Origin of the sequence: Streptomyces sp. LMG1-1-1.1 (assembly GCF_040815545.1) — a bacterium.
Taxonomy (GTDB): domain Bacteria; phylum Actinomycetota; class Actinomycetes; order Streptomycetales; family Streptomycetaceae; genus Streptomyces.
Window position 1 is genome coordinate 17,044 of sequence record NZ_JBFPNH010000061.1, and the last position, 12,692, is coordinate 29,735.

The window sequence follows — 12,692 nt, forward strand, 5'->3', positions numbered from 1 at the left end:
CGTCAGTACACGTCGCGGACGTAGCGCCGGTCGGCGGACATCTGCTTGACGTAGGCCGCCGCGTCCTCCGGGCCCATCCCGCCGTGCCGTGCGACGACGTCGCGGAGGGTCTGGTCGACGTCCTTGGCCATGCGGGTGGCGTCTCCGCAGACGTAGAAGTGGGCGCCGTCCCGCAGCCAGGACCAGAGCGCCGCGCCGTGTTCGCGCATGCGGTCCTGGACGTACACCTTCTTGCGCTGGTCGCGGGAGAAGGCGACGTCGAGCCGGTCGAGGCGGCCCGCCGCGAGGTGGTCGGCGAGCTCCTGCCGGTAGTAGGAGTCGGTGGCCTCGCGCTGTTCGCCGAAGAACAGCCAGTTCGGTCCCGTGTGGCCGCGCGCCCCGCGTTCTTCGAGGAATCCGACGAACGGTGCCACGCCCGTGCCGGGGCCGACCATGATCATGGGCGCCGCCGGGTCGGCCGGCGGGCGGAACGCGGGGGAGCGCCGCACGAAGACCTGGACGGGGCCGTCGTCGGCGCCGTCGGCGAGATAGGTGGAGCAGACGCCCCCGCGGTCCCGCCCGCGGTCGTTGGCGTACCGGACGACGGAGACGGTGAGGCTGACCTCGCCGGGGTGGGCGAGCGGGCTGGAGGAGATCGAGTACAGCCGTGGCTGGAGGCGCTTGAGCGCCGCCGTCCAGTCGGCGGCGGGAGCCCGTACGGGGAAGGCGCCGACCAGGTCCGCGGCCTGGAGACCCCAACTCCATTTGGCGAGCTCGTCCTTGTTGCCGGGGCGCAGCAGGCGCTTGAGTTCGTGGCTGCCGGTGCGGTCGGCGACGAACCTGAGGAGGTCCGGAGTGATGCGGCTGATGTCCAGCCGGGTGCGCAGGGCCTCGGCCAGCGGGACGGGTGCGGCGTCCCCGACGCCGACCGGCTCGTCCGGGTCGAGACCGGTGAGCGCCAGCCACTCGGTGACGAGCCCGGCCCCGTTCACCGGCCACACGCCGAGCGCGTCGCCCGCCTCGTACGCGAGCTCGCCGCCGCGCGTGTCGAAGGCGAACCGGCGCACTTCCTTCTCCGAACCCGGCAGGCTCAGCAGCCGGTTCCCGACCAGCAGCGTCGAGAAAGGTGAGGACTTGGAGTACGCGCCGCTACCGCCGGTTGCGGGGGCCGCGGAGCTCGGGGTCCTGGGGAGGCGGGCGGTGGCACCGGGGACCGCAGCGGTCGGAGACGGCGCCGTAGGCGTCGGGGCGGCGGGAGCAGCCGGGGTGGTGGGAGCGGGCGCGGCGGGGCTCAGGGAGGCCAGTACCCCGGTCAGCCACGCGCCGGCGCTCTCCTCGTGGTCGGGTTCGCAGTCGGTGCGCGGGTGCAGACGGGTCGCGCCGAGTTCGGCGAGGCGCTCGTCCACGCGGCGGCCGTGCCCGCAGAAGTCGTCGTAACTGGAGTCGCCGAAAGCGAGCACCGAGAAGCGGACCCCCGTCAGCGGCGGTGCGTCGGGGGAGCTGAGCGCCTGCCAGAAGTCGGCGCCGTTGTCGGGGGCTTCGCCGTCGCCGAACGTACTCGTGACCACCAACAGGTCGGTCCCGGGCCCGAGTTGCGCCAGGTCGACGTCCGTCATGGCGCGTACCTCCGGCACCCGCCCCGCCCCGGACAGGGAACCGGCGACCGTGGCCGCGAAGTCCTCGGCGTTTCCGGTCTGCGACGCCCACAGGATCAGCAGCCGGCGCGCGGACACGGTGTCCTCGTCAGCGGGTGCTGCCGCGGGCGCCCACGACGAGGGGGCAGTGGTACGGGAGAACATCCCGGCGAGGAGCCCGTCGACCCACAGGGCACGGGCCGGATCGAGAGGGGCGCCGGACGGCAGTACCGGGACCGGGACCCGGTCCTCGGGCGGTGCGACGGTCCCTGCGGAAGGGCCGGAGGTGCCGGAAGGGCCGGAGGTGCCGGACGGAGCGGTCAGGCCGGGCAGACCGGACAGGCCCGACACGTACCCCGCCAGGTAGAGGCGCTCGGACGCGGTGAACGGGGGCGGCGCGGTGAGGTCCGCGACGCCGAGCAGCGCGGCGAGCACGGCCCCGGCCCCGGTCCCGGCCGCGGCCCCGGCCGCGGTCCCGGCCCCGGCCCCGGCCGCGGACCCGGGTGACGGGGCGGAGAGGGCGGGAGCGGCGGACGGGGAGGGGGTGGCGGCGGCCGGTTCGTCGTCCCGGCGCGCCCGGGGGACGGGAGCCGCCGTCCTGCTGAGGGCGACCGCGCACGCCTTGAACTCCGGCTGGAAGGAGACCGGGTCGACGGCGTCGTGGGTGACGGCGTTGATGCTGAGGTACTCGCCGAAGAGGTCGTTCCAGTGGAACGGGGCGAAGCAGTCGCCCGGCCGCACCCGGTCGGTCACCACGATGGGGAGCACGGCCCGGCCGCGGCGCGACGATATCTCCAGGTGGTCGCCGCCGGCGACGCCGAGGGCGGCCGCGTCCTCGGGGTGCACCTCGACGAAGGGACCCGGGTCGAGCTTCGCGAGCTTCGCCACCTTGCCGGTCTTCGTCAGGGTGTGCCACTGGTGCTGGAGCCGGCCGGTGTTGAGGACGAACGGGTAGTCGTCGTCGGGCAGTTCGGCCGCCGGGAGGTGCGGCCGGGCGAAGAACCGGGCCCGTCCGCTCTCCGTCGGGAAGGCCAGTCGGGGGCGGCTGCCGTCCTCGTGCTCCCGGAGCGTCTGGCTGACGCCGTCGTTGACGTAGCGGACCGGGTTGCGGTCGGGGCCCTCGGCGGTGGCGGCCGGCCACTGGACGGGGGTGGCGCGCAGCCGCTCGTACGTCACACCGCGCAGGTCCCAGCCGGTCTGCGGGTTCCACGCCCGCTTCAGCTCCTCGAAGACCTCCTCCGAGCTCGTGTACGTGAACGCGTCGGCGAAGCCCATCTCGCACGCGACCCGGGCGATGAGCTGCCAGTCGGGCAGGGCCTGGCCGGGCGGGTCGACGACGCCCCGGACGAGGGTGAGGTTCCGCTCGGAGTTCACCATGACGGCGTCGGACTCGGCCCACAGCGTGGCCGGCAGCACCACGTCCGCGTAGGCGTTGGTCTCGGTCTCCGCGAACACGTCCTGGGTGACGACGAGTTCGGCGGCCTCCAGGGCGGCGATCACGGTCCTGCGGTTCGCGACCGAGGCCACCGGGTTGGTGCAGATGATCCAGCACGCCTTGATGTCCCCGGCCGCCATCCGCTCGAACATGTCCACCGTGCCGCTGCCGATCTCCGTACGGACCGAGCCCTCGGGGACGTTCCACAGCTCCTCGACGAAGGCGCGGTCGGCGTCCACGAGGACCGATCGCTGCCCGGGCAGCCCTGGTCCCATGTACCCCATCTCGCGCCCGCCCATGGCGTTGGGCTGGCCGGTCAGCGAGAAGGGACCGGACCCGGGCCGGCAGAGGGCTCCGGTGGCGAGGTGCAGGTTGACCAGCGCGTTGGTGTTCCAGGTGCCGTGGGTGGACTGGTTGAGCCCCATCGTCCAGCAGCTCATCCACTCGCCGGCCTCGCCGATCCACCGGGCCGCCTGCCGGATGTCGGCCTCGGCCAGCCCGGTGATCTCGGCGACCCGGGCGGGCGGGTAGTCGGCGAGGAAGCCGGGCATCTGCTCCCAGCCCTCGGTGAACTCGGCGATGAACTCCTCGTCGGTGTGGCCGTCGGCGACCAGCAGGTGCAGCAGCCCGTTCAGGAGCGCCAGGTCGGTGCCGGGCCGTATCTGCAGGAAGAGGTCCGCCTTGTCGGCCGTGGCGGTGCGGCGCGGGTCGACGACGATCAGCCTGGCCCCGGCCTTGACCCGCTCCCTCATGCGCAGGAACAGGATCGGGTGGCAGTCCGCCATGTTCGACCCGATCACGAGGAACGCGTCGGCCCGGTCGAAGTCCTGGTACGAGCCGGGCGGGCCGTCCGCCCCGAGCGACAGCTTGTACCCGGAGCCCGCGGAGGCCATGCACAGCCGCGAGTTCGACTCGATGTACCGGGTCCGTACGAAGCCCTTGGCCAGCTTGTTCGCCAGGTACTGCGCCTCCAGCGACATCTGCCCGGAGACGTAGAAGGACAGGGCGTCGGGACCGTGCTCGTCCAGGATCGCGCGCAGCCGGCCCGCCACCGCCGTCACGCCCGCGTCGACGTCCGTCTCGGCGGGCTCGCCGCCGCGCTCGGCCCGCACCAGCGCGGTCCGGGCCCGGCCGGGTGCCGCCATCATGTCCGCGCTGGTCGAGCCCTTCGTGCACAGCCGTCCGAAGTTCGACGGGTGCGCCTTGTCGCCCGAGGCCCGCACCGCGCGGCGCAGGCCCGTCGCCGGGTCGCGCGCGACGTCGAGGACGATCCCGCAGCCGACCCCGCAGTACGAGCAGACCGTCCGGACAGCCTCGGCCCGCGAGTCCGACGACGCCATCGGGACTCCTCCCCCTCAGGAACACTCCGCCCGTCCCGACCTGTGCCGGTACGCCGGACCGTGGGAGGTCTCCCACGGCCTCGACCGTACGAACCGCGGGTTTCCGGACCGTCACACCCCACGGGCACCCGGCGTTACACGCCCCGCACGACGGCCGGGAGATGAGCGTGAGCGACACGAGGACGGCTCGCGGCGGACCGGGGCCGGTCCGCCGCGCGCGGCGTCTCAGCCCACGTGCACGCGGGGGCGCAGGTCGCGGTCCGGCTCGGCCTCGCGCAGGACCTCGCGGGTGACCGGCGCCACCTCGCCCTGGCCGAGGAGGAAGAACCGGAGGAAGTTGGCGAACGGGTTGCCCTCGGTCCACTCGAAGTAGATGTGGGGGCGGGTGCCGGTGGTGTCGCGGGCGTGCAGCAGGAGCGCGGCGAGCGCGTTGGGCACGGAGGACGACTCGACCGTGAGGACGCGGTACCGCTCGTGCAGCACCTCGCCGCGCACGGTCAGACCGGCCTCGAACTCGGACGGGTCGGTGACGGTGACCTCGATGAAGACGAAGTCCTCGGTGGTGGGGAGGTCGTTGTCGGCGCGGATCTGCTCGATCTTGTCGCGGTACTCGGCGACGTCCCGGCTGTCGGGCTCGTTGGCGATGAAGCGCGGGGTGCGGCGCGAGACGTCCTGGATGAAGCGCTCGGCCAGCTCGTCGAGGTCGACGTGCGTGACGCGCAGCTCGAAGGCCCGGCCGAGGCGGGAGAGGAGCGAGATGAGGATGATGCCGGCGATGAAGCAGGCGCCGATCTTGACGCCGTCGGGGCGCTCGATGACGTTGACGACGGTGGTGTAGAGGAAGACCACCGAGATCACGCCGAACCCGACGGTCCAGCCCCGCTGGCCGGCCTTGCGGGCCGCGATGGTCACGGCGATGGCCGCCGAGCAGATCAGGACGAGGACACCGGTGGCGTACGCGCCGCCCTGGGCGTCGACGTCGGCGTCGAAGATCCACGTCACCAGGAACGCGACCAGGGTGAAGACGATGACCATGGGGCGTACGGCGCGGGCCCAGTGCGGTGCCATGCCGTAACGGGGCAGGTAGCGCGGCATCAGGTTCAGCAGGCCCGCCATCGCGGACGCACCCGCGAACCAGAGGATGGCGATGGTCGACACGTCGTACACGGTGCCGAAGGTGTTGCCGAGGTACTCGTGGGCGAGGTAGGCGAGCGCGCGGCCGTTGGCCTGGCCACCGGACTCGAACTCCTCGTGCGGGATGAGGACCGTGGTGATGAAGCTCGTGCAGATCAGGAAGACGCTCATGATCAGCGCGGCCGTCGTCAGCAGCTTCTTCGTGTCCCGGATGCGGCCGGTGGGCTTCTCCTCCGTGTCCCCCGGATCGCCCTGGACGTGCGGCATGACGGCGACGCCGGTCTCGAAGCCGGACAGGCCGAGCGCGAGCTTGGGGAAGACGAGCAGGGCGACCCCGACCATGGCGAAGACGTTGCCGTGCTCGGCGGTCAGCGCCGCGGACCAGTCGGTCACGACGTGCCCCTCGGTGATCACGTGCCACAGGCCGGTGACCACGACGACCGCGTTGAGGACGAGGTACACCCCGACGAGGGCGACGGCGACGCCGATCGCCTCCAGGAAGCCCTTGAGGAACACCGCGCCGAGCAGGGCGATCAGGACGAGGGTGATGATCAGCTGCTTGTTGTGCAGCGCCTCTTCGAGGTGCGGGTTCTCCACGAGGTGGGTGGAGGCGTCGGCCGCCGACAGGGTGATCGTGATCAGGAAGTCGGTCGCGGCGAAGCCGAGCAGGGTCAGGACGAACAGCTTCCCCTTCCAGAAGGACAGCAGCCGCGACAGCATCGCGATCGAGCCCTCGCCGCGCGGGCTCTCCTCCGCCACCCGCCGGTAGACGGGCAGCGCGCCGGCCAGGGTGACGATCACCAGGACGATCGTCGCGACGGGGGAGAGCAGCCCGGCCGCGAGGGCGGCGATGCCGGGCTGGTAGCCGAGGGTGGAGAAGTAGTCGACACCGGTCAGGCACATCACCCGCCACCAGCGCTGACCCGTGTGCCCGGCGTCCGGTGCCGATTCCTTGGGCCGGGAGGGCTTGCCCTTCCCCATGTCGGAGAGGCCCTCCAGCATCCACGCGCGCATTCGTCCGGTGCGCGCGTCCGGTGTGGTGGCCATGGGGGTGCTCCTGAGCTGTGCGAATGAGGGGTTTCCGGCCATCGTGCGGACGGCCGGGCCAGCGTAAGCAGAGCGTGTACGCCCGTCGGCGGCGGGCGCGTCAGGAAAGCGTCAAGATGGATCGGTCGGGCTCACCCGATGGTGTGGATTCGCGGCACGGCTGGGCGGAGACCGCGCGGGGGCGTGCGCGAGGCGCACGCCGTACGGCGCATGGTGACGGCCGGTTCCGCCGCCCGCGCACGGTCACGCGGAGGCGCGGCGCCACCGCCGTCGGGCGCGCGTCCGGCGAACCCCGGGTCCCTAGACTCCCCGCACATGTCGCTCTGGCTGCTCAACCACTTCAGCACCTTCACCCTGACCGTCGTCACCGTGGGCGGGACCGTCGCCCTGGCCGTCGCCGGCAGCGTCCTCACCCGCCGCAAGTACCCGTCGCTGGCCGACGGCGAGCACAACGACATGGTCGGGGTGACGCTGGGGATGTTCGGCGCGATCTACGGCATCATCCTCGCGTTCGTCATCGTCACCCTCTGGACGCAGCTGGAGAGCACCCAGACCGTCGTCGCCACCGAGGCCACCGACGCCGCACTCATCGCCCGCGACGCCGCCGCCTTCCCCACCCCGGTCCGCGACCGGCTCGACGTCGCCCTCGGCGGCTACGTCCACGGCGTGGTGGAGAACCAGTGGCCCATGATGCGCGAGGGCGCGCCCGACTACGACGCCACCGCCGGCAACCTCCAGGCCGTCTTCGACGTACTCCAGTCGTACGAGCCGAAGACCCCCCGCGAGGAGGTCTTCTACGAGGAGGCCGTCAGCCACCTCAACGACGTCGCCGCCCAGCGCCGCGCCCGCCTCACCATGGCCGAACAGCAACTCCCCCCGCTGCTCCAGATCCTGGCCTTCGGCGGCGCCCTCGTCCTGATCCCGCTCACCTTCCTCTACGGCATGCGCCGCAGACGGATCCAGGTCCTCTTCGTGGCCTCGGTGGCCGGCCTCATCGGCTTCAGCCTCCTCCTCGTCCTCGTCCTCGACCGCCCCTTCGCCGGCGATCTCAGCGTGAGCCCCGCCCCGTACCGTCAGGGGGCACTCGCCCGGTACTGGACCGAGTCCCCGAACGCGTCCACGAACGAGCCGCAGGACGCGGCCCCAGCAGAGGAGAACACCCCGTGAAGATCCATCTGACCAGCGTCTTCGTCGACGACCAGGCCAAGGCCCTGCGCTTCTACACCGAGGTCCTCGGCTTCCTCAAGAAGCACGACGTGCCCCTCGGCGGCGAGGACCGCTGGCTGACCGTCGTCTCGCCCGAGGAGCCCGGCGGCACCGAACTCCTCCTGGAGCCCGCCCGCCACCCCGCGGCCCGCACCTACCGCGACACCCTCGTCCAGGACGGCATCCCGCTCGCCCAGTTCGCCGTCACCGACGTCAGGGCCGAGTACGAGCGCCTCCGCGCCCTCGGTGTCCGCTTCACGCAGGAACCCACGGACATGGGCCCCGTCACCACCGCCGTCCTCGACGACACCTGCGGCAACCTGATCCAGCTCGCGACGCCGCCGCGGTAGACACCGGTCGGGCGGCGGGGTCGGGCAGCGGGGGAGCCGGTGGCGTCGGCCGGTGGCGTCGGGCGGTGGGGTCGGGCGGTGGGGTCGGGCGGGGGGGGTCAGACGGCCGACGCGGGCCCCTGCGGCAGGTGCACGGTCATGATCAGGTGGCAGGTCGTGGTGCCGGCACCGCGATAGGCGTGGGCGGCGTCGCCGTCGAAGCAGGCCGTCTGGCCGGCTTCGACGGCGTGCTCGACGCCGTCCACGACGAGGGTCATCCGGCCGGCGGTGACCGAGACGGTCTCGACGACCCCGGCCTGGTGGGGGTGGCTGGGGTACTCCTCGCCCGGTTCGAGGCTCCACCGCCACACCTCGACCGGTGCCGCGCCCGGCGTCGTCAGCATCAGGCGGGCTTCGCCGCCCCGCGCCCCCGTCCACAGCGGCGTCACCGCGTCGGCGGCCACGACGCGTACGCGACCCTCGGCCGGGCCCTCCATCAGCGCGGACACCGACACGCCGAGGGTGTCGGCCAGGCGGACCAGGGTGGCGAAGTTGGGGTTGCCCTGCGCCTTCTCGAGCCCGACCAGGGCGCCCTTGCTGACCTTGGCGCGTCGGCCGAGCTCGTCCAGGGACAGCCCGGCCCGGGTCCGGGCCGTTCTGACGTTGTGCGCGAGCGTCCGCAGGGCTGCCTCTGTCTCGGTCATCCGATCAGCGTCCTCATGAGTTGACCAATGGAATGCACCGCCCGGTCGTTTGGTTGACACGAGCCGGTCGATCTGATGTACGGTTCGGTCGTTCTGTTGACATACTAGGGGACGTACCGTGATCCCTCTGCTCCTGGCCCTGGGCAGCTCCCTCGCCTACGGCTGCGCCGACTTCCTCGGCGGCCTCGGCGCCCGCAAGGCCCATGTCCTGCGCACCGTGCTGATCGCCGCCCCGGCCTCACTCGCCGTCGAACTGCTGCTGTGGCCGTTCCTCGGCGCCTCCTTCAGCGCGGCGACCCTCGGCTGGGGCGCCGCGTCCGGCGTCGCCTCGGCCGCCGCCTTCGCCCTGCTCTACCGCACCCTGGCGATCGGCCCCATGAACGTGCTCTCGCCGATCACCGCCCTGGTGTCCGCCGCCCTCCCCGTCGGCGTGGGCCTGCTCCAGGGCGAGCGCCTGGGCCCGGCCGGACTGGTCGGGCTGCCGCTCGCGCTGGCCGCCGTGGTGCTCGTCAGCGCCGGGCACGGCGCCGCGTCGGCACGCCCCTCCCGTACGGCGCTGCTGCTGGCCTTCGGCGCGGGCGCCGCCATCGCCCTCCAGCTGGTCTTCCTCCACCAGGCACCCGCCGACAGCGGTGTCGCCCCCCTGATCGTCGGCCGGGCGGTGTCCTCCGCCGTCACCCTCGCCGCCGCGGGACTGATGTACCGCAGGCTCGGATCCGAGCGGCCCGCGTACGCGATGTCCGCCGGCGCCGGCGTGCTGGACTCCGTGGCCAACCTCCTCTTCCTGCTCGCCGCCCGCGGCGGCGACCTCGCCGTCGTCGCCGTCGTCACCGCCCTCTACCCGGCCGGCACGGTCCTCCTCGCCCGTACCGTCCTCGCCGAACGCGTCCACCGCGGCCAACTCGTCGGCCTCGGCGCCGCCGCCGCCGCGGTCAGCCTCCTGGCCCTCGCCTGAGGCCGCCGGGCCGCCGTCGCGGGGGCCGGGTCCCCGCCCGAGAACCCCGGCCCCATGCCACCCCACCCCACTCCCGCCCGTACACAGGAACGGAAACCCCGCCCATGACCGACTTCCACCTCCACCCCGCCGTCGCGGACGCCTTCCCCGACACCCTCATCGCCCTGGTCACCGCCACCGGCCTGCGTGGCCGTGAGCCCTGGCCGCTCACCGTCGGCGCCGTGGCGGAGCTGGAGCGGAGCCTCGCGGACGGCGGTTGGCGGCCCGCCGACGAGTCCGACCCCCGGATCGAGGCCTGGCACACCGCGTACCGCTCGTTCGGGACCAATCCCCGCCGGGTCCGGCCCAGCGTCGACGCGCTCGGTCGCCGCCTGGCCAAGAAGGGCGCCCTGCCCCGCATCAACCCGGCCGTCGACTCGTACAACGCCGTGTCGGTCCGCCACGGACTGCCCGCCGGAGCGTTCGACCTCGACCACGTCAGCGGGGTGGTCGGCATCCACCGCGCCGACGGCACCGAGACCTTCACGCCGCTCGGGGAGCCCGACACCGTCGAGACCCCCAAGCCCGGCGAGATCGTCTACGCCGACGACGCCGGCGTCCTGACCCGCCACTGGAACCACCGCGACGCCCACCGCACCCGCGTCACCGAGGACTCGACCCATGTGACCTTCGTCCTCGAAACCCTCCACGCTCCCCGCGACGGCCACCTCGTCGAAGTCGCCGCCCGGAAGCTGCGCGAGCTGCTCGGTCCGCACGCCGCGGGGACGACGCTGCACCACCTCACTCCGGAGCGGCCGCGCGCCACCGTCTGAGGGGTCGGCCCGTGCGGCTCGGGCCCCACGCCCTTGACAAGGTGGCCATGTCCCTGACAGCAGTTGCCCTGCACGACTCCCGCGAACGGTGTCCCACCACGAAGGAGACGATCAGCGCATGACCAGCCCCGAGAGCGCGGTTCCCCACTACGACGTCGTCATCGCGGGAGCGAGCCTCGCCGGCAGCGCCGCGGCGATCCTGCTCGCCCGGCGCGGTGCCCGCGTCGCCCTGCTCGAACGCCGCTCGGACCCCGAGACGTACAAGGTGCTCTGCACCCACTCCCTCCAGGCCGCGGCCTACCCGGTCCTCGACGAACTGGGACTCGTCCCCGCCCTCGAAAAGGCCGGGGCCATCCGCAACGAGGCCCGCTGGTACACCCGTTGGGGATGGATCGAGCCGAGGGCGGCACCCGGCGGACCCGAGCTGCCGTACGCGTACAACATCCGGCGCAGCACCCTCGACCCGCTGATCAGGTCACGTGCGGCGGCGACCCCCGGCGTCGACCTGCTCCTCGGCCACCGGGTGACCGGACTGATCAGGGAAGGCGGCCGGACCCTCGGGGTGCGCGCCTCGACGGCCGACGGCGAGCGAGAGATCCGGGCCCGGCTCGTGGTCGGCGCCGACGGCAAGGACTCGGCCGTGGCCGGACTCGCCGGCGTGCCCGCCAAGCAGCACCCGAACGGGCGCTTCGGCTACCTCGCCCACTTCCGCGACCTCCCGCTCCGCGACGGGATCAGCCACGCCTGGTTCCTCGAACCCGACGCGGCGTACGCGTTCCCCAACGACGACGGCATCACGGTCGTCGCCGTCCTCCCGGACAAGAAACGACTGCCGGCCTTCCGGGAGGACCTGGAGGGCAGCTTCCTCGACCTCGTCCGCGGCCTCCCCGACGCACCGCCCGTCGACGCCGCCGAACGCGTCTCGAAGTTCATCGGCACCGTCGACTACCCCCTGTACACCCGCAAGCCCACCGCCCCGGGCCTCGCGCTCATCGGCGACGCCGCCCTGACCGGCGACCCCCTCTGGGGAGTCGGCTGCGCGTGGGCCCTGCAGTCCGCCCGATGGCTGGCCGAGGCGGTCGCCCCCGCCGCGACCGGCCACGGCGACCTCGACAGCGCCCTCGCCGCCTACGCGCGCACCCACCGCCGCCGCCTCGGCGGCCACCAGTACCTCTCCGTCGACTACGCGAAGTCCCGCCCCTTCAACCCCGTGGAACGGCTGATGTTCTCCGCGGCGGCCCGCGACGCGTCGATGGCGCGCCACCTGTACCTCTTCGGCTCCCGCCTCATCGGTCCCCTCCGCTTCCTCAGCCCCCGCGCACTCGCCCAGGCCTCGCTCGTCAACCTCCGGCACCGTCGCCGGGCCGCGGGGCGAAAAGGCACTGCGCGTCAATTGTCCGGCTGAGGCACCTGACGGGTGTCAGTACTGTTTCGGGGGCCGATCGGTAATCTCCTGGTTCATGTCTCTCACTCTGGTCGAGCGGTTCTTGCGTGGTCTGGAGATATCCCCGGATCGTCCTGCCTTGAAGGTCGGGTCGGATGTGGTGTCGTATCGGGAGGTCCATGAGAGGGCTTTGCTGTGGGCGGGTTCGCTGAGGGCGGCCGGGGGTGGGGTTCCGGGTGCGGTGGGGGTGTTGGCGGGTAAGAGTGTGACGACGTATGTGGGTTTGCTCGCGGTGTTGTATGCGGGTGGCACGGTGGTGCCGTTGCAGCCGAATTTTCCTGCGGAGTTGACGCGGCGGATGATTCGGGTGGCCGGGGTGGACCTGGTGATCGCGGATGGCCGGGGTCTGGGGGTGTTGCCGGAGGTCGTCGATGAGGGGACGGTGGTCCGGGTCCTGGACACGGGGGGTTGTCCGGAGGGTTTCGTCTCGGTTCCGGTGGTGGCTTCGGCGGCGTTGGGTGAGCCGGTGGAGGTGGTGTCGTCGGATCCTGCGTATGTGTTGTTCACGTCGGGTTCGACGGGGGTGCCGAAGGGGGTGCCGGTTTTGCATCGTGGTTTCTCGTCGTATTTCGACGAGAGTGATCGGCGGGGTGATTTCGGTCCGGCGGATGTGTTCTCGCAGACGTTCGATCTGAATTTCGATCCGGGTATTCATGATGTGTTCATCGCGTGG

General features: G+C 72.4%; 9 protein-coding genes. 6 read left to right on the forward strand and 3 right to left on the reverse strand.

Features of this window, described 5'->3' with window-relative positions:
* Positions 1–2 precede the first annotated feature (2 nt).
* Together MRBLMG1_RS30665 and MRBLMG1_RS30670 are read right to left on the reverse strand one after the other, a co-directional pair.
* Positions 3–4,388, reverse strand: coding sequence for a molybdopterin-dependent oxidoreductase (locus MRBLMG1_RS30665; RefSeq protein ID WP_367827418.1), 4,386 nt, complete (start codon positions 4,386–4,388; stop codon positions 3–5).
* Between the two features lie 225 nt (positions 4,389–4,613).
* Complete coding sequence (locus MRBLMG1_RS30670; protein ID WP_367827419.1) at positions 4,614–6,569, reverse strand: amino acid transporter; 1,956 nt, start codon at positions 6,567–6,569, stop codon at positions 4,614–4,616.
* A 315-nt stretch (positions 6,570–6,884) separates the two neighbouring features.
* Between MRBLMG1_RS30670 and MRBLMG1_RS30675 the strand changes: the two genes are divergently transcribed.
* Positions 6,885–7,736 carry a hypothetical protein gene (locus MRBLMG1_RS30675; protein ID WP_367827420.1) on the forward strand — a complete coding sequence of 284 codons (852 nt, stop codon included), beginning with the start codon at positions 6,885–6,887 and terminating at the stop codon, positions 7,734–7,736.
* The gene (locus MRBLMG1_RS30680) at positions 7,733–8,125 is read left to right on the forward strand and encodes a VOC family protein (protein WP_367827421.1); all 393 of its coding nucleotides are present in this window, start codon (positions 7,733–7,735) and stop codon (positions 8,123–8,125) included. The genes MRBLMG1_RS30675 and MRBLMG1_RS30680 overlap by 4 nt, the downstream gene beginning before the upstream one ends.
* A gap of 98 nt (positions 8,126–8,223) precedes the next feature.
* Here MRBLMG1_RS30680 and MRBLMG1_RS30685 read toward each other — a convergent pair whose 3' ends face one another.
* Positions 8,224–8,808: a helix-turn-helix domain-containing protein gene (locus MRBLMG1_RS30685; protein WP_367827422.1), complete on the reverse strand. Its 585-nt coding sequence runs from the start codon at positions 8,806–8,808 to the stop codon at positions 8,224–8,226.
* Positions 8,809–8,926: 118 nt separating this feature from the next.
* Between MRBLMG1_RS30685 and MRBLMG1_RS30690 the strand changes: the two genes are divergently transcribed.
* The 4 genes from MRBLMG1_RS30690 to MRBLMG1_RS30705 form a co-directional block, all read left to right on the forward strand.
* On the forward strand, positions 8,927–9,763 hold the full coding sequence (locus tag MRBLMG1_RS30690) for an EamA family transporter (RefSeq protein ID WP_367827423.1): 837 nt from the start codon (positions 8,927–8,929) through the stop codon (positions 9,761–9,763).
* Between the two features lie 104 nt (positions 9,764–9,867).
* The gene (locus MRBLMG1_RS30695) at positions 9,868–10,575 is read left to right on the forward strand and encodes a B3/B4 domain-containing protein (protein WP_367827424.1); all 708 of its coding nucleotides are present in this window, start codon (positions 9,868–9,870) and stop codon (positions 10,573–10,575) included.
* A gap of 118 nt (positions 10,576–10,693) precedes the next feature.
* Positions 10,694–11,980: an NAD(P)/FAD-dependent oxidoreductase gene (locus tag MRBLMG1_RS30700; protein ID WP_367827425.1), complete on the forward strand. Its 1,287-nt coding sequence runs from the start codon at positions 10,694–10,696 to the stop codon at positions 11,978–11,980.
* 55 nt (positions 11,981–12,035) lie between these two features.
* A partial coding sequence (locus MRBLMG1_RS30705; protein ID WP_367827426.1) for an AMP-binding protein occupies positions 12,036–12,692 on the forward strand: 657 nt, incomplete at its 3' end.

Excerpts from the sequence above, each read along its gene's own strand:
- MRBLMG1_RS30665 (WP_367827418.1), bottom strand. The coding sequence starts at position 4,388 with ATGGCGTCGTCGGACTCGCGGGCCGAGGCTGTCCGGACGGTCTGCTCG.
- MRBLMG1_RS30670 (WP_367827419.1), bottom strand. The coding sequence starts at position 6,569 with ATGGCCACCACACCGGACGCGCGCACCGGACGAATGCGCGCGTGGATG.
- MRBLMG1_RS30675 (WP_367827420.1), top strand. The coding sequence starts at position 6,885 with ATGTCGCTCTGGCTGCTCAACCACTTCAGCACCTTCACCCTGACCGTC.
- MRBLMG1_RS30685 (WP_367827422.1), bottom strand. The coding sequence starts at position 8,808 with ATGACCGAGACAGAGGCAGCCCTGCGGACGCTCGCGCACAACGTCAGA.
- MRBLMG1_RS30695 (WP_367827424.1), top strand. The coding sequence starts at position 9,868 with ATGACCGACTTCCACCTCCACCCCGCCGTCGCGGACGCCTTCCCCGAC.
- MRBLMG1_RS30700 (WP_367827425.1), top strand. The coding sequence starts at position 10,694 with ATGACCAGCCCCGAGAGCGCGGTTCCCCACTACGACGTCGTCATCGCG.